Raw genomic sequence first — 16,694 nt, forward strand, 5'->3', positions numbered from 1 at the left:
GCGACGACGGGTTGGCCGAGCGGATCGCCGGGCTGGTGGCGATGTCGTCGGGAGACAGCCGCCGGGACACGCTGATCCGGTTGACGTGCGGGCGGGCGCTGTCGGTGCCGCCGCTGCCGCTGCCGGCCGACCTGCTCGACGAGTCGACCGAAGAGGACCGGATGCTCGCGGCGTTCGCCGAGCAGTTCGCGGTCGACGTGTCCGGGATCGGGGACAATCAACGGGGCCGCTTTCTGGAGGTGTTCGGCAACAACGCGTTTCGCGTCGTGGTCGCCGTCTTCATCGCGGACTTCGTGCCGAGGGTGTGGGCGGGCTGCGAGGCGGTCGGGCTCGGGCGGCCGGGCAGCTGCGACGAAGTCGCCTGGGACGACTCGTCGGATCCGATCGGCGCATTGCTCAACGGGTTCGCGCCGGCGGTGGCGCGGCTGCGGGAGCTGGATCCGGTGACCACGGAGATCGTGCGGCTGCGCGGGGCGACGCAGCACAACTGCCGGTTGTGCAAGTCGCTGCGCGACGGGGACGCGCTGGACGCGGGCGGTTCGGAGGACCTGTACACGCAGATCGAGCGGTACGAGTCGGCCGAGGGTCTGTCCGAGGCGCACAAGGCGGCGCTGCGCTATGTCGATGCGCTGATCTGGTCACCGTCGGCGATCGCGCCGGAGGTGGCCGACGGCGTGCGCAAGCACTTCTCACGCAAGCAGGTCTGGGAGCTGACGCTCGACGTCATGCGCAATGCGTGCAACAAGATCGCGGTGTCGCTGGGGGCCGACGCGCCGCGGGTGGCATCGGGCACCGAGCGGTACTCGATCGGCGAGGACGGCCAACCGGTGTACGCCGACATCGCCTGACGCGGGGGTGCACACTGCTCAATGCCAGCCTCGCAGCGACAAAGTCGCTCACCTACTACGCGCCGTCCCAACTTCGCCGACAAAGTCGCTGTGAGGTTGGCGAGGGCGGGTGTGGGATCATGGGGCTCGCGTCACACACCGGGGGCGGTAGCTCAGTCGGTTAGAGCCGTGGACTCATAATCCATTGGTCGCGGGTTCGAGCCCCGCCCGCCCCACTCACATTTTTTCTGTATTAGGTCGGTTGATGCTGGACATATCTGTTTCGGCTGATGCTGGACAGTGTTTCGGCTGATGCTTGTCAGTTGCTTCGGTTGATCCTTGACACTCCCTAGATGAGGGAGTTGAGCGTGGCTGAGCAGCGGTATCAGGCCGTGTTGGCGGTGATCAGCGATGGTTTGTCGATTTCGCAGGTTGCATCGAAAGCAGGGGTGTCGCGCCAGACGCTGCACCCCACTCACATCGCCGACGGGCGGTACGGCCCGCCCGTGATCTCGTACGACGTGACAGTCGTCGTGGCGGTCGCCGCGTCGGTGGCTGAGATCAACAGTGTTGCTCTGCCGGTCCGATGGACCGTGAAGCCGCTGATCGTGCCGGTGAACGGCAGCGCCTTCGACTCGCCGGACGGTTCGACCACGGGGTAAGTCCCCTGGGGTGGTGGGGTTTCGGGACCGGGGCTGAGCTGGACGGGCACGTTCGGGGTGTGTCGTTGCCGGTGTTGGGGTGGGCCATCGCGTAGTGGTCAGTGAGTTACCGACGAAAGTGACTCACGAAGGACCATCCACGCGATGACCCAGGACCATTCTGCCTTGCTCGCTCAGCTCGATGTGCTCAAGTCTGCGGACTCGTCGGCGGTGTTCGCTGAGCTGATCCGCGCCGGGCTGCAGGCGCTGATTGAAGCTGAAGCCACTGCGGCGATCGGCGCCGGCCGTTACGAGCGTGCCGATGGGCGTACGGTGCACCGCAACGGGCACCGACCGAAGACGGTGTCGACGACTTCCGGTGATATTGAGGTGCAGATCCCCAAGCTGCGCGCTGGGTCATTCTTCCCGTCGCTGCTCGAGCGCCGCCGGCGCATCGACCGCGCGTTGCACGCGGTGATCATGGAGGCCTACGTGCACGGTGTGTCGACCCGCAGCGTCGATGACCTCGTCGCCGCGATGGGCGTGGGCTCCGGGGTGTCCAAGTCCGAGGTGTCGCGGATCTGCGCGGGCCTCGATGAGGAGATCGAGGCGTTTCGTACCCGCTCCCTGGCCCACACCAGCTTCCCGTACGTGTTTTGTGATGCCACGTTCTGCAAGGTCCGTGTCGGGGCGCACGTGGTCTCTCAGGCCCTCGTGGTGGCCACTGGGGTGTCCATCGACGGCACTCGCGAGGTACTGGGCACCGCGGTCGGCGACAGTGAGTCTTTCGAGTTCTGGCGTGAGTTCCTCGCCTCGCTGAAAGCTCGCGGTCTCTCGGGGGTGCACCTGGTGATCTCCGATGCTCATGCTGGATTGAAAGCTGCTGTGTCCCAACAGTTCACCAACTCATCATGGCAACGATGCCGGGTGCACTTCATGCGGAACTTGCACACCGCGGTCGCGGCCAAACACGCCCCGGCGGTGACCGCGGCGGTCAAGACGATCTTCGCTCACACCGACCCCGAGGAGGTCGCCGCCCAGTGGGACCGCGTCGCCGACACCCTGGCCGGGTCGTTCCCGAAGGTGGCTGCGATGATGGCCGAGGCCAAGACCGACGTGTTGGCGTTCACTGCGTTCCCGAAGGCGCACTGGCAGAAGATTTGGTCGAACAATCCGATCGAACGGTTGAACAAGGAAATCAAGCGTCGGGCCGATGTCGTGGAGATCTTTCCCAACCCCGCGGCGTTCCTGCGCCTGGCCACCGCGGTGGTCATCGAAGCCCACGACGAGTGGCAGGTCACCCGCCGCTATCTCTCCGATGTCTCCATGGACGAACTACGCGTCGTCATCGCGAAGAAACACGCCGCCGCGGCACTGGACAAACAACACCAAATCGCCTAACGTTCAACATGACTCGTTGATCACAACGCGTGAACCACGCCAGATCCGAAGTCCACCACTCCACGGGACGCTATCCGACCACGAGCAGCGTTGCGCTTCCTCGCGGGTTCGATTCGAGCAGTTGGTAGAGGACTCCGTCGGGTCCGAACGTCGCCGGCGACTGTGGAATGCCCGCGCCGGGGTACGTCTGGGCTTCTTGCCCGGGACGCACCACCGTGAATGCGCTCGCCGTCGGGCTAATCTGGGTGGCCACTGCGACTGTTCCGTCGGGGCCGACGATCGGAGCGCCGCGCGGGCTACCTGGCGCGCTGTACGGCGTCGGGTTCACTCGCCCGGGTCGCAGGACTGTGATCTCGGTTCGTGTGGGGTCTTCGACCGTGCCGGCGCCGCGCGCGGTGACGACGGCGAAGGTCCCGTTGTCGCCGATGGCCGCGGTGCTGCCCGGGACGTCGGTGATGGTGATGTACACGGGGTCCGCCCCCGGGCGGAGGACGACGTACTCCCGAAGCCATCCGCCCGACGGGCCGGTCAGCGTATTGAGCACGACCGTGCCGTCTGGATTCATCAGCAGGGGATTCAGGAATCCCGCGGTCGCCGTCGCCACCAACGGATCCTGGCCTGGGCGCAGCACGGTGACGGTGAGCTGGTACGGATCCGCCGAACTGCCCGAACCGGTATAGGTTTGGTAGGCGACCGTTCCGTCGTCACCGATCTGCGTACCGTAGTGCGCTCCATCCGCCGTCGACACGACGGCCCCGTGTCCGGCTCGCAGCACTGTCACCGTCGTCACGCCGCCGCCCGACCCCGTCGCGTAGGACACTGTGCCGTCCCTGCCGACGGCGATACCGCTGGAGCCGCCAAATGCGTTGCTGGTGACGGGGTCCCGCTCGGGGTGCAGGACCGTCACGGTCGTCACGACCGGGTCGCCGACAGCACCCGACCCCGAGGTCGTCGTGAAGGCGACCGTCCCATCGCCGCCCACGACCGGCTCTCCGACCAGCCGTGACGGGCCGTCCTCGGCGAAGGCGTACTTCTCTATGACGGCGCTACCGGGGCGCAGCACGTTTACGGTGCGGGAGGTCGTCGTTCCCTCGGCATCCTCCAAGCTGGTCGTGAAAACCACTGTGCCGTCGGGCGTCACCGACGGCGGAAAGAATTGCGGCAGTTCATCGATGTCGATGACGATCGGCGTTTCACCCACCCGGGCCACCCGCAGGCGCATCCGGAACCCGCCGTCGACCGCAATGTAATTGATGCCGGCTACCGCCGTCCCACTGGTGTTCGTCACCGCGAAGCCGGCCGTGCCGGGCGTCGTACTCGAATCTGTGGCCATCCCCGGCCGCATGACGGTGAAGGTGACCATACTGGGATTGGCCTCAGTCCCGGACCCGCTGATGGTGGTGACCACCGCCGTGCCGTCGGCGAGCACATCGACTGGCCCCCGCACCGAGCCGAGAACATCGGCCGTGACGGGGTCTTGGCCGGGGCGCACCACGGTGATGAACGTGCGGTACGGGTCGGCGGAAGTACCCGAACCCGTCCGGTAGCTGACGGCGAACGTACCGTCGGATCCTTGCGCCGACGAGGTCGACGTCGTCGGGACCGTGACCTCCCCGACAGCCGTGGCAGTGGGTTCGGTCATCGTGGGAACAAGCGCGACGCTGATCTCCCTGGTGGTCGTGTGTTTACCGCCGAAGAACAGGCCGGCGAGCCCGTGCACGTGCCAACCGTTTCCTCTGTCGCTGACCGTCACCGTGAAACTGTCGGTCAACACCGATGTGCCATCCCATGTCTCGGGTGCCACATAGGTGAATTCGCCTCGGTCGTCGATCGTGACGGCACCGCCGGCAGTGCTCGTCGGCTGCACCGTGTAGGTGAGGTTGTCGCCGTCGGGATCGGACCCGACGACAACGCCGGTGACCGCGCGGTCGACTTGCTCGACGTCGGTGGGGGCGGCCAGCACCGGTCGGCGATTGAAGAACGTCGTCTGGATCTCGCGCCGTATCCATCCCAGCACCGCCCACAGCAACGGCGGTTGCGCGGGTGCCGGGCCGCCCGGTGAGATGAACGGCGACAGCAGCGTCTGCACCACCGCCGACACGATTCCGACCGGTATCGCGACGAGGCTGGCGATCGGGTTGGGCATCGCGGTGAGTGCCTGCGAGTGCCGCTCACCGACGAGCGGAGACGGCACGTCGACACTCGCGGTGGTGGATTCAGCTGCGCCCAGGGTCTGCGAGAGGGGTGCACTGCCCGAAGGCTCCACGCCGCGAGCGCTCGATCGTGTGGGGGTGCTCTCGGTCGCGGCGCGGTTCTGCGCGGACGACGTGACGGCAGGCGTCGCGTGTTTGGACCCGTTGCGTTCGACCGGCGCCGTGACGATCGGCGGTGACGCCGAGAGTTCCGGTTCGGCGTCCTGCTCGTTCTGCTCGGGTTCCGGCTCGATCTCGTCAGTCTCGTCGGACGCACCTGAGGTGTGTGCTCCGCCTGAGGACGAGATCGTTACGCCGTTAGGAAGTTTCGTGGTTTCCTGCGTCGACCGCGAGGTGGTCGAGCCGGTCTCGTCAGCAGCGTCGGGCGCCTGCTCGACCGGCGAACCGGACGCCGATTCGTCGACGGCCTCGGTCGAAGCGTCGGTTTCGGCCGTGGTGTCGCTGATGTTAGCGGGTGTGGGGCGAGTCCGGTGACGGGCTCGTCGTCGACGTATCCGCGCACGCGGCTCCGGGCGATCCGGTCACCGCGATTCCGACGCCCAGCGCCACCGCCAGTGCACCCACGCGTCCCACATAGGTCGCCACCCGGCGGACCCGAACCGGGGATCGCGACTCTGAACAGGCTGCGCTTGTATCGACCACTATGTCCCGCCTCCAGGCAAAGGGAACGCTGGCTGGCGACAGGCCCCGGTGTCACAGGGCAAAGTTGCCCGGCTGTCGAACAGTAACAGCACATGGGGAGCTAGCAACGATAATTGACGATCGAAGAGATAAATTTGTTTCTTCCCGCTTCACGCAACGTCAACAGCGCGCGGTCAGCTGTCACACGCGGTCCCGTCGCCGTCGCGGTCGAGTTCGTAGATGTCATCGCCGAGCACCGTGATGGGACCGGCGACGTACTCGGGGCCATTCCCACTACCGCCGGCACAATCGACGTCGCTGGCGACAGGAACGCACCCGGAGTAGTTCGAGTCGCAATCGGAGCTCTGTCGCAGAGGTGCGTCGAAGTCCATCTCGTGCGCAGTCGCCACACCCGAGGCGCCGGCCGTGGTGGCCGCGCACAGCGCCACCGCCAAGATGAAACCGCTCGTCAACGATGCGAACCTGCCCACGAGGGCAAATACTAACTAGACCGTCAACGTTGCATAGCGAGTTTGCTGGATTTACTTCCGCCTCCCGCGCGGAGGTCAGCTGAGGAACTCGTTCAGCAGTCCGGCGACCATCTCGGGCTGGTGCTGCGCAACGCCGTGGCCCGCGTCGCAACGAGCTTTATCCTCGCCGCAGGCAATTCCATTCGCAGCCGAGCGGCCGACCTCGGCCCGTTGTTCGCTGTTTCCTGTTCACCGATGACCGCCAGGACCGGAATCCGCGCGTCCGCTATCGGTTTCAGGTCGCAGTCGCTGCGCAGCGGCCACGGCCGCGGCTGAGGATTCGACAGTGACATGCTGAAAGTCAAAGCGCCCGCGACAAATTGCTCGTTGATCAGTCCCCAAGGCGGCCGGCGCAGGAGACCGCGGGACGCCGGCGTGACCAACGAATCGAGCATCGACCACACCCGCCGCGAGCTCGGCCGCACGCCATCGAAGTCAGTCCGAGCATCAGGAACCGCGGGCGCATCCCGCCCGCGATTCCGACCGGGCACAGCAGCGCCAACCGTTCGACCCGCTCGGGATACGCCGCCGCATAGTGCGTCGCGATCCACGTCCCGCGTGACGCACCGACCAACGCGGATCGCTGAATTCCGAGGGCGCACAACACTTCGTCGAGCCAGCCGACCAGATCGGCACTGCGGATCGTCGGCCTGGCGGCCACGCTCTTGCCGACCTCGTCGATCGCGCCGACCGTGGTGACGAGGTGGGTCGCGGTGAGGACCGGCAGATTCGGCACCCACATCGTCGAGCTGATCGACGATCCGTGCAACGCGACGAGCGGCGGCTTCGACCGGTCACCGGCGGCCAGTACATGGGTGCTCCCGAACGACGTCGGCACGTCTGATTCCGTGCGTGCCCAGTCCGACCGGAATGCCGACTTTCCCATTCAGCCGAGATCCACCACCAGACGGGGCGGATCGTCGAGCACCGACACCGCGAACGGCGCCTTTTGACGCAGACCGACGACCCACGTCAGCACCGCTTCGAAGTCGCCGGCCTCCTTCACCTCGGTCACCTGCCTGGTGTCGGCCCTGACCGTCGACGGCCCGAAGTAGGTCTGCTCGCCGTCCGTCCATCCGGTCGCAGTCGCCGGGTTCAGCGTCACCAGCACCATCGCGTCGGCTCCGGGCAGCGGAATCACCTTGCCCGACGCGTCGGCGTGTGCCGGCAGCGCTCGATATCCGACCGTGTAACCCGGCACCCTGTCGGTGAACTCCAGCACCAGTCGGTCGAAGTCCTCGTGTACGCCCACCCGCACGTCGGCCAGGTGCGCGATCGGGCCGGGACGGGTCTCGCGGACATCGTCGGTGCGGCGGTCGGGCTGTGCCTCCGCCGGCCCGCAACCCGCGACGAGCGCCAGCAGCCCGGCGACCGCAAGAGTCCTGCGCATCACCTCAGCTTAACGACGCCGCCCACGAGAGAGCTGCGTCAGGCTACATTGCCTGCGCTGCAGGCGGTCTCATCAACCACACCGGGTATGCCGCCGCTGCAGGACAGCACCAGCACCGTCGCCTGCTGCTCCTGCTGCGGCCACGTCGGCGCCGGCGGAGGAAGCAACGGGAAGATCCGGGCGCCGTGGACACCGGTCAACAACGCGACGACCTGCGCCACGAGATTCGTCGGCACATACAGGATGTCGCCGACGAACGCGAACGGCGTCCCGACGGTGAAGTCCATAATGAAGTACGGGATCGACGCGAAGATCGTCCGCGCACCCAGCGCCACCTCGGTGATCAGTCCCGGCGACTTGTTCGTCGCGATCATGTCCTGAAGCGCCTGATGGAGATCGGCTGGATCTTCGTCGCTGCCGGCCAGCGACGTGAGCGACACGCCGTCCGAGTAGCCCGGCACCGGAGCGCCGAACAACGTCAGCACCGTCGGCGTCGTGTCGACGATCTCGTACTCCGGGTTCACCCACCCTTCCTTGAAGTTCGGACCCGACGCGATCACGAAAGTCGCTGTCTCGCTGGGCGTCTGGAAGCCGTGGCCGAGGCCCTGCTGCGGCTGGTGGCCGTGATCGGTCACGACGATGACCGTCCACTCGCCCTCGTCGGGGTTCGCGGTCTCCCACGCCTCGACCGCCGCGAGGATGGCCCCGAGGTTGTCGTCGACGTTGCGGATGGCCAACTTGTATTCCTCGGACGCACCGCCGTACGCGTGCCCGTTCTCGTCGACCCCGACGAAGTAGCTGAACATGAACGTCGGCTTGCCGGTCGCGGTGGCCGCGATCGCGTCCACGGTGGCCTGGCCGACCGCGTCGTCGGTCAGATCCCAGTAGGGGTCATTGGCCTGGCGCGGGATGAAGATGTTGGTGTCGGCATAGTTCTCGCCGGTGCCGGCGATCGCGTTGATGACGTCCCAGTCGGCGATGTTCGTCGTGTCGATGTTCGGGTTGTGCGTCTCGAGCATCGTGAACACCGTCGGGTACTTGTCATACGTCCACGGCGTCCAGATGTTGTTGATCACACCGGTTTTCTCGCCCCAGGCGCCAGTCAGGATCGCCGTCCACGACGGGTTCGACAGCGTGGTGTGCCCGACGATGCTCGACGCCGCGGTGGTGCCGTCGTTCATCAGGTTGAAGAAGTTCTGGTTGTAGTCGTCGGCCAGGATCCGGCTCAGGTTGGTGCCGTCCACGCCGATCACCAACACGTTCGGGTTGGGATCGTCGACCAGCGACGGCCCGGCGATCTGGGTCACCGTGTACTGCGCCGGCCGACGGTTCGAGATCCGGTCGAATTCGTTGCGCACCAACGACAACATCCCCGTCAGCAGCGTCCCGTTGAACGGTGACCAGTTACCCGGGCCGAGGAACGGCGTGAAGATCGCCGACACCACGTCGTTGACGATCTTCACCAGCGCCTCGAGCGGCTGCGGCGCCGCCGGCGTGGTGGTGGTCGTGGTGGTGACGGACGTCGTCCGGAACGCCGAGGCGGTGTCGGAGTCCTCGGGCCCGCTGTCGGGGGCGTCGCTGGTGAACGCCATCAGCGACGGCCCGGTGTCGGTGGCGGTCTCGTTGTCGCCGGGCTCCTCGTCGGCCGAACCGCTGCCGGTGTTCGTCGTGGCGGCAGGCGCTGTGCCGGTGGCGTTCTGCTGGGCCGGGCCGTCGTTGTCGGCGGGGCGGTTGTCGTTCTTCTGCGGCGGGGTCTGCTCGGTCGTCGTCGGCGGGGTCTGGGTCCCGTTCTCTCCGCCGGCCGCGAGTTCGTCATCGCCCTCACCGGCGCCTTCCTCGTCGCCGTCTTCGCCGTCGGATTCCTCTACCTCAGTTTCCTCGGCGTCGGTCTCTTCGGCGTCCGTTTCGTCGGCGTCGCTCTCGTCGGTGGCCCTTTCCGTGCCCGGTGTCGTCGCCCCGGTGGCCCCGCCACCCGTCGTCGCGTTGCCGGTCGTCGTCCCCGGTTTGTCACTCGGCGACGAATCCGTCGTCGAGCCCTCGGTCGACGAGGACGCGCCCGTCGGTTCGGCATAGGCGAACCCCGGCGTGGAAGCCACCGCGACGCCGACTCCCAGCGTCACCGCCAGAGCGCCGACCCGACCGATGTACCTGGCATAGCCCATGACGACGTCCTTTCGAAAATCTGCTGTGCCGCAAATTACGCCCTCGGCTGAGCAGGTTTGCCAGATTCGGCGAACTCCCACGCCGGACCGCGTGTCACCGGGGCGGGGGAGACGGTTGAGACGAAAGGTATTCAGCGACCGGGATCCGCGTCTGCGCGAAGTAGCCGACGGGCAGCAGCACGTCACCGGCCGTCGTCTTGTAGTACACCTGCCACCGGTGATAGCCGGCGAACGCGGCGGGATCGTCGGCCAGCACCGCGGCGTAGTCGTTGACGGCCTGCACGTAGTCGGTCGAGTTGTTGTAGCGGAACAGCGCACGATCGGGGTCGGCGGCGAAGCCGTTCGCGGCGAGGTACCGCCCGGCCGCCATGATACTGTCGCGCGGAGAGTGGATGTCGCCGCCCTCGCCGTACGCCGCGAACGTCGACGGCAGGAACTGCATCGGTCCCTGCGCGCCCGCGGTGCTCACGCCGGCGACGCGACCGAACACGGTCTCGATCATGTTGATCGCCGCCAGGTGGCTCCAACTCACCCCGGACGCTGCCTCGGCTTCGCGGTAGTAGGCCAGCAGTTCGTCGGCTGGCGGCGGCGGCACGATCCGCCACGCCGGCAGGGTGTCCTGCGCGGTGCCCTCGCTCAGCGCGGTCAGGTGCTGCCGTGCGCTGATGTTGCGGTCGTAGATCGCGGCCAGTTGCGGGGGAATCCGCGGCCGCGCCACCCGTTCCCAGTCGGCGTTGCGGCCCAGCGTCCGGTACGCGAGCTGCTGGCGATGCGCGGCCGCCACGAGCACGTCGTCCGGTGCGGACGGATCGCGCAGCGTGCGTTCATCGGCGACCAGGTCGTCGGCGATCTGCACGGGATCGGATGCCAGTTCGCGGCGGGCGGGTGCCGGCGTGGGGGCGGGCGCAGACGTCGACGGCGGAGCAGCGGTGGTCGACGGCGGCGGCTCAGCCGGCGTCGTGCATCCGGTGAGCGCGAACGCTGCGACGGCGACGACGGGCGCGGCGCGCCGAATCGCGGCGATCACCGACATGGCTCCTCCTGCCCCCGATAGCGTGGCGCCGAGCGCCGACACCGGCCCAATAGTAGAAGCCGAGGAGAACTGCATGGCTTGGGATTTCAGCACCGAACCGGAATGGCAGCAGAAACTCGACTGGGTCAGGCAGTTCTGCGAGGACAAGGTCGCCCCGCTCGACCACGTGTTCCCGCACGCGGTGCGTTCGCCGGATCCCGCCGTCAAGTCCTACGTGCGCGAACTTCAGCAGGAGGTCAAGGATCAGGGTCTGTGGGCGATCTTTCTCGACAAGGATCTCGGCGGTCCGGGCTTCGGGCAGCTCAAGCTCGGCCTGCTCAACGAGATCATCGGCCGCTATCCGGGCGCCCCGCACATGTTCGGGGCGTCGGCGCCCGACACCGGCAACATGGAGATGCTTGCGGCCTACGGTACCGAGGAGCAGAAGGATCGCTGGCTCAAGCCGCTGCTCAACCAGGACATGTTCTCGGCGTACTCGATGACCGAACCACAGGGCGGCTCCGATCCGAACCTGTTCAAGACCCGCGCCGTGCGCGACGGTGACGAGTGGGTGATCAACGGCGAGAAATGGTTCACCTCGGCAGGCCGCGTCGCCGACATCCTGTTCGTGATGTGCACCAACGGCATGTTCGTGGTGCCGCGCAAGACGCCGGGCGTGGAGATCATGCCCGAACCCCGCAACCACAACCACATCGTCTACCGCGACGTGCGGGTACCGCTCGACCATCTGCTGGGACCCGAGGACGGTGCAAAAGTGTTGGCGCAGAGGCGTCTTGGTGGCGGGCGGATCCACCACGCGATGCGCACCATCGCCCAGTGCAACCTCGCGTTCGACATGATGTGCGAGCGCGCGCTGAGCCGCCAGTCGCACGGCAAGGTCATCGCCGAACACCAGATGGTGCAGGAGAAGATCGCCGAGTCCTACGCGATGATCCGCATGCTGCGGCTGTTCGTGCTCGAGACCGCGTGGAAGATCGACAACACCTCGACCCAGGAGGCCCGCACCGAGATCGCCGCGGTGAAGTTCACGATGGCCAAGGTGCTGCGCGAGGTGTCGTTCAACGCGCTGCACATCCTCGGGTCGCTCGGCACCACCGACCTCACCCCGATCCAGGCGATGTACGCCGCAGCGCCGACGATGGGCATCGCCGACGGCGTCGACGAGGTGCACAAGGCCACCGTCGCGCGCCGCGTCCTGCGTGACTACAGCCCGCACGAGGGTGACTTCCCGACCGAGTTCCTGCCCTACAAACGTGAAGAGGCACGCCAGAAGATGCAGCCGGTGCTCGACGCGCGGCCCGAACTCGCGGCCGCCGCCGAGGCGTACGAGAAGTACCTGGCGCGTCGTCGTTAGGACAGAGCCGCCGCGATCATCTGGGTATCGGGCAGGATTCGCTCCTCGGCGAGCTTGCCCCAGACGACACGCTGGAAAGTGCAACCGCGGTACACCGGCTGACCGTCCTGCACAGCGACGTAGCGGGTCGCGATCCGCATCGACCACGGGCCGCCCTCGACGACCGTCGCCTCCGGCTCGAAACGCAGCCGGGGAAACCGGGTGAACAGATCGCGCAGCCACCCGCGCAGCGCGTCGGCGCCGCGCAAGTCGGCCGCCAACGCGTGGTCACCGAGAAAGACGAAGCGGACGTCGCCGGCCAAGGGCAGGTCGTCGATGCGGTGCTCCGACAATCGCTGCCACCCGATTTGTGTCCCTTTACGAACCAGCCATCCGTAGATCATCGAATGACGGTAAGCCGCCGCCTACTGTGAGGCCATGAGGTTCGCCATCGTCTTCGTCGGTGTGGTTGTCGCGTTGTTCGGTCTGCTGTTCGCGCTGCAGGGGTTCGGCGTCGTCGGCGGCAGCCCGATGAGCAACACCACCACCTGGTCGGTGCTCGGGCCGATCATCGCGCTGATCGGCATCGCCCTCGTAGTCGGCGGCCTGCGCAAGTCGAAGCGCTAGGCGACGCGAAAGACGGTCTCCAGCAGCATTCGGCGGCACCACGCCCGGCAGGCGGTGCGCGTCCAGCCGTCGTGACGGTTCATGCGGATGTAGGTGTCGACGCTGCAGATCACTGCCGTCGTCTCCACGAGTTCGTCGAACGCGACGTCGTCGCGCAGCCAGCCGCGACCCTCGAAAATCTCGAGGACTCTATGGATTTGGCTGTTGACGCCGGCGATCACCTCGGCGCGATACCGCTGCAGTTCGGGGTCAGCCGCGGCGCCGCCGTGCAGCGCCTGCGCCAGGTCGGCGGTGCGATGGTTCACGTCGTCCTGCAGCGCCACCATCGCATCGACCGCTGCGTCGACGTCGGCGACGGCCACCAGGTCGCGTCCCGCCTGGAGGTTCAGCAGGTTCTCTTCGCCCACCACGCCGACCGCCGCGTACTCGATCGCCGCGATGAGAAGCTTCGCCTTCGGTCCGTGCAACTGGACGGTCTCGGCGGAGACTCCGGCCTGTGACGCGATCTTGGCCAGGGTCGTGCGGGCGTAACCCTCGGCGGCGAACAGCTCGGCGGCCGCCGCCACGACGCGGGACCGCGTCTGCTCGGCCTGCCGCCGGCGCAGTTCCGAGCGGTAAGTGCGACGCCCGGGCATTGACTTGGGTGACACAGTAATGAATACTAGCTCACCATAGCGAACGCCGGGGGGCGCCATGTCATCGATCGTCATCACCAGCGTGCCGGCGCAGGGGCACATCGCACCGCTACTGACCGTCGCCGAGAACTTCGTCGCCCGCGGTGACGACGTCCGGTTCCTCACCGGCGCGGCGTTCGCGGACAGGGTCGCCGCCACCGGTGCCGAGTTCATCGCGCTGCCCGCGGAAGCCGAGTTCGACGAGCGGCCCCTGTGTGACCAGTTCCCCGAACGCGCGAAACTCAAGGGCACCCGAGCGGTCGCCTTCGACGTCGAGCACGTCTTTGCCCGGCCCGCCAAGGCGCAGTACCAGGCGCTGGCCTCGGTACTTGCCGCCCGGCCCGCCGACGTGGTGCTCTCCGAGCCCACCTTCCTCGGCGCGGCGTTCCTGCTCGGACGTGTCCGCGCGGAACGCCCTCCCGTCGTCATGTGCTGCGTCATTCCGCTGTGCATCGAGAGCCGCGACGTCGCGCCGTTCGGGATGGGATTAGCGCCTGCGCGCTTCGGAAACCGTGCCCGCAACGCGGCGCTACTGGCGATGCACCGCCGCATTCTGCGCGGCGCCTACGCCACCATCGACGCGTTCCACCGCGACGTGCACGGCACGGCGATGCCGGGAACCTTCATGAACTGGGGTCGGCGCGCCGAGGCGCTGGTGCAGTTCACGGTGCCCGCGTTCGAGTACCCGGTGTCCGACGCCCCGCCGAATCGCTGTTTCGCGGGTCCGCTGTCGGCGACCGGATCGTCGGCACCGCTGCCGCCGTGGTGGCCTGATCTGGACGGCGACCGGCCCGTCGTGCACGTCACGCAGGGCACCGTCGCCAACATCGACTACGACCAGGCGATCGCGCCGACGCTAAGCGCGCTCGCCGACGACGACGTGCTGGTCGTGGTGTCGACGGGCGGCAGACCCGTGGACACGCTGCCGCCGCTGCCGGACAACGCCCGCGCGGCGGAGTATCTGCCGTACGACGAATTGCTGCCGCGCACCGCGGTTTTCGTGACCAATGGCGGCTACGGCGGCGTGCAGTATGCACTGCGTCACGGGGTGCCGATCGTCGCCACCGGCGGCAAGGAGGACAAGCCCGAGGTCGGCGCGCGCGTGCAGTGGTCCGGTGTCGGGCGACGCCTTCGCGCCGAACACCCGTCGCCGCGCGCGCTGCGCCGCGAGATCCTGCGCGTGCTCAACGACCCGCGTTACCGGAACGCCAGCGAGCGCATCGCGGCGGACATGGCGGCCTCGCCGGGCTTCGACGGGCTGGCCGAAATCGTCGACGGTCTGGTGGGCACGTCGAGCTCCGGCGGCACGCGCTGAGCGATTTGCGGTTGTCACCGCCGCGTCCGCGGTGGAGGCTGATCGTCTGGCTGTAACACCTGAGCCAGCCCAGCGATGAATCTTCTGAGACTGGAACCGGGCCACCTTCGGGCACCCGTACCAGGCAGGTCTGTCGCAGGTCGGGGGAGTGGCGTCAACGCCACGGATGAGAAGGGAGTTGTGCACGATGGGTGCACCGCTTTATAAGCACGGCGTCGCGGTTCTCGCGTCGGGAGTCGTCATCTCGCTGACGGCGTTGACGGCCGGCCTTTCGCCGGCGGTCGCGCAACCAGGCTTCGACGACGTCGTGACGACCACGGCCGCGCCGGAACCCGAGGTGAGCGCCCCGGAGCCCGAGGAGACCGCCGAGGCGCCGGCGGCGCCGCCGTCGCAACCCGCGCAGGTGGCCCCGCAGCCGCAGGCACCGGCCGCTGTCGAGCCCGCGCCGGCGCCCGCTCCCGAACCCGAGCCCGCTCCCGAACCCGAGCCCGCTCCGGAACCCGAGCCGCAGACCCAGGCGCCGGCACCGCAGACCAGCACCGCGGTGGAGACCGCCGAGCCGGCCGACGAGCCGTCCACCACCGTCGAACGCACGCCGTCGACCTCGACCGCACCGTCGACCGCGACCAGCGCGCCGGCGACGACGTCGGCGGAGGCCGAGGCTGAGGAGCCGACCACGAGTGCGCCCGGGTCGTCGGCCGCGCTCGCGCCGGCCACCGAGAGCACGTCGGCCACGGCGACCAGTGCGTCGGAGACCCCGGCCAGCGGGACCGAGACCAGCGAGTCGCGCGAGTCCGAGACCAGCGAGTCGGCCACCGCCGAAGAGGGCAGCGAGTCCGACACCCCGACGGTGTCGATCACGCAGGCCGCCAAGGAGATCGAGACCCTCGCGCCGGAGACGCTGGAGGCCCCGACCGAGGACATCGAGCTGGCCAAGAACGCCAAGCCGGTCTTCGAGCCCGAGCCCGCGCCCGCGCCCGAGCAGGACGTCAACGCCTTCAAGCAGTCGGTGGATCTGACCCTCGGCCTCAACGGCAACGAGGCCAGCGTCAGCGCCAAGGCCGAGATCGACGCCAAGCGGGACCGCGACTTCGAGCTCGTGTCCAACGTGCGGCAGTGGCGGCCCGACTGGATCGAGTACGACGAGTACTACCGGCCCGTGCTGATGAACCCGTTCCGCAATCCGGTGCGCATCGTCTACATGTACGACATGCGTCCGCGCATCGTGTACATCCCGCCGCTGGCGCGGCTGGTGCTCGAGGCGGCGCAGTTCGCGGCGTACAGCTTCACCGCCGCGGTGCTGGCACCGGTCAACGCCGCGATCGACCTGGCGCAGGCGGCGACCAGCATCGCCGTGGGCAGCTTCTTCGGAGGCGGCTACTTCCCGGGTGCCGGGCTGCCGCTGCCGCCGCCCCCGCCGCCGGTGCTGCGCTACGACAACGTCCCCGTGCTGGTGAACTACTCGAACGCTCGCTACGAGCCGTTCCGGGTCCGCCAGATCGTCGACGTCGGTCAGGATCCCGTCTACGGCGGCCGCAAGGTGCTGCTCGACGGCGCCACCCCGGCCTGGGGTGAATGGACCCAGACCGCAGGCGGCGAGCGTCAGTTCGAGGTCCGCAAGACCCAGCAGTTCCCGGGGCTCAGCGAACCCGCCGAGGGTCCGCTGCCCGGCGACTACCGGCTGCGCCTGGCCTCCGACGAGGCGGCGTCCGGCGGCCTCAGCGGACGGGACATCTTCTTGATGGTGGCGGCCGGCGTGATCGGCACCCTGGGCTTCGGCGCCATCGGTCTGGCGTTCTTCCTGGGACGCCGTCGGCCCGAGCACTGAGCACCGCGTGGTTTCGGTGTAGTTGGTGGCGGTCAGCGCAACCAACTGCACCGAAATCCGCACTCAATATCGGTGTAGGCGTCAATAAGTGATGCATGA

The 16,694-nt window shown here is 67.8% G+C and carries 17 protein-coding genes and 1 tRNA gene; 10 read left to right on the top strand and 8 right to left on the bottom strand.

The genetic code is table 11. From position 1 onward, the window contains the following. The first annotated feature begins 41 nt into the window (after nt 1-41). The 4 genes from BLW81_RS17545 (at nt 42) to BLW81_RS17560 (ending at nt 2,869) form a co-directional block, all read left to right on the top strand. The gene (locus tag BLW81_RS17545; RefSeq protein ID WP_083410616.1) at nt 42-848 is read left to right on the top strand and encodes a carboxymuconolactone decarboxylase family protein; all 807 of its coding nucleotides are present in this window, start codon (nt 42-44) and stop codon (nt 846-848) included. Between the two features lie 141 nt (nt 849-989). Then, a tRNA-Ile gene (locus tag BLW81_RS17550) sits at nt 990-1,063 on the top strand. A 132-nt stretch (nt 1,064-1,195) separates the two neighbouring features. After that, nucleotides 1,196-1,489, top strand: a complete 294-nt coding sequence (locus BLW81_RS30290) for a hypothetical protein (RefSeq protein WP_407662372.1) — start codon at nt 1,196-1,198, stop codon at nt 1,487-1,489. Nucleotides 1,490-1,633: 144 nt separating this feature from the next. Further along, complete coding sequence (locus tag BLW81_RS17560) at nt 1,634-2,869, top strand: IS256 family transposase (protein ID WP_083408276.1); 1,236 nt, start codon at nt 1,634-1,636, stop codon at nt 2,867-2,869. Between the two features lie 70 nt (nt 2,870-2,939). On the opposite strand, the gene BLW81_RS17565 is transcribed toward BLW81_RS17560, so the two are convergent. After that, entirely contained in the window at nt 2,940-5,063 is a 2,124-nt protein-coding gene (locus tag BLW81_RS17565) for an Ig-like domain-containing protein (protein WP_083408277.1), read from the bottom strand. A 181-nt stretch (nt 5,064-5,244) separates the two neighbouring features. On the opposite strand from BLW81_RS17565, the gene BLW81_RS17570 reads away from it, so the two are divergent. Continuing rightward, entirely contained in the window at nt 5,245-5,556 is a 312-nt protein-coding gene (locus tag BLW81_RS17570) for a hypothetical protein (protein WP_157897729.1), read from the top strand. 341 nt (nt 5,557-5,897) lie between these two features. Here the strand turns inward: BLW81_RS17570 and BLW81_RS17575 are convergent, their stop codons facing one another. After that, a complete protein-coding gene (locus BLW81_RS17575) occupies nt 5,898-6,194 on the bottom strand; it encodes an excalibur domain-containing protein (RefSeq protein ID WP_235632027.1) in 297 nt (98 codons plus the stop codon). 120 nt (nt 6,195-6,314) lie between these two features. Here BLW81_RS17575 and BLW81_RS29425 point away from each other — a divergent pair, with 120 nt between their 5' ends. Beyond that, a complete protein-coding gene (locus tag BLW81_RS29425; RefSeq protein WP_157897730.1) occupies nt 6,315-6,509 on the top strand; it encodes a hypothetical protein in 195 nt (64 codons plus the stop codon). 55 nt (nt 6,510-6,564) lie between these two features. Here the strand turns inward: BLW81_RS29425 and BLW81_RS17580 are convergent, their stop codons facing one another. The 4 genes from BLW81_RS17580 to BLW81_RS17595 all read right to left on the bottom strand — a co-directional run bounded on the left by BLW81_RS17580 (nt 6,565) and on the right by BLW81_RS17595 (nt 10,818). Then, entirely contained in the window at nt 6,565-7,071 is a 507-nt protein-coding gene (locus tag BLW81_RS17580; RefSeq protein ID WP_157897731.1) for an alpha/beta fold hydrolase, read from the bottom strand. Between the two features lie 48 nt (nt 7,072-7,119). Further along, nucleotides 7,120-7,623 (bottom strand): AMIN-like domain-containing (lipo)protein, encoded by a 504-nt coding sequence (locus BLW81_RS17585; RefSeq protein WP_083408280.1) that lies wholly within the window; start codon nt 7,621-7,623, stop codon nt 7,120-7,122. A gap of 38 nt (nt 7,624-7,661) precedes the next feature. Beyond that, nucleotides 7,662-9,785, bottom strand: a complete 2,124-nt coding sequence (locus BLW81_RS17590) for an alkaline phosphatase family protein (protein ID WP_083408281.1) — start codon at nt 9,783-9,785, stop codon at nt 7,662-7,664. Nucleotides 9,786-9,879: 94 nt separating this feature from the next. Next, entirely contained in the window at nt 9,880-10,818 is a 939-nt protein-coding gene (locus tag BLW81_RS17595; protein WP_083408282.1) for a lytic transglycosylase domain-containing protein, read from the bottom strand. 73 nt (nt 10,819-10,891) lie between these two features. Between BLW81_RS17595 and BLW81_RS17600 the strand changes: the two genes are divergently transcribed. Continuing rightward, complete coding sequence (locus BLW81_RS17600) at nt 10,892-12,172, top strand: acyl-CoA dehydrogenase family protein (RefSeq protein WP_083408283.1); 1,281 nt, start codon at nt 10,892-10,894, stop codon at nt 12,170-12,172. Here the strand turns inward: BLW81_RS17600 and BLW81_RS17605 are convergent. Continuing rightward, a complete protein-coding gene (locus BLW81_RS17605; RefSeq protein WP_083408284.1) occupies nt 12,169-12,555 on the bottom strand; it encodes a nuclear transport factor 2 family protein in 387 nt (128 codons plus the stop codon). The genes BLW81_RS17600 and BLW81_RS17605 overlap by 4 nt on opposite strands. A 34-nt stretch (nt 12,556-12,589) precedes the next feature. Here BLW81_RS17605 and BLW81_RS17610 point away from each other — a divergent pair, with 34 nt between their 5' ends. Further along, nucleotides 12,590-12,778 carry a hypothetical protein gene (locus tag BLW81_RS17610; RefSeq protein ID WP_083408285.1) on the top strand — a complete coding sequence of 63 codons (189 nt, stop codon included), beginning with the start codon at nt 12,590-12,592 and terminating at the stop codon, nt 12,776-12,778. Here BLW81_RS17610 and BLW81_RS17615 read toward each other — a convergent pair. Next, nucleotides 12,775-13,488, bottom strand: coding sequence for a TetR family transcriptional regulator (locus BLW81_RS17615; protein WP_220096825.1), 714 nt, complete (start codon nt 13,486-13,488; stop codon nt 12,775-12,777). The two genes, BLW81_RS17610 and BLW81_RS17615, sit on opposite strands and share 4 nt — an antisense overlap. Here BLW81_RS17615 and BLW81_RS17620 point away from each other — a divergent pair. After that, nucleotides 13,472-14,767 (top strand): glycosyltransferase, encoded by a 1,296-nt coding sequence (locus tag BLW81_RS17620; RefSeq protein ID WP_083408287.1) that lies wholly within the window; start codon nt 13,472-13,474, stop codon nt 14,765-14,767. The two genes, BLW81_RS17615 and BLW81_RS17620, sit on opposite strands and share 17 nt — an antisense overlap. Nucleotides 14,768-14,954: 187 nt before the next feature. Next, nucleotides 14,955-16,595: a hypothetical protein gene (locus BLW81_RS17625; RefSeq protein WP_083408288.1), complete on the top strand. Its 1,641-nt coding sequence runs from the start codon at nt 14,955-14,957 to the stop codon at nt 16,593-16,595. Nucleotides 16,596-16,694 lie beyond the last annotated feature (99 nt).

This window comes from Mycolicibacterium rutilum (assembly GCF_900108565.1).
Classification (GTDB): domain Bacteria; phylum Actinomycetota; class Actinomycetes; order Mycobacteriales; family Mycobacteriaceae; genus Mycobacterium; species Mycobacterium rutilum.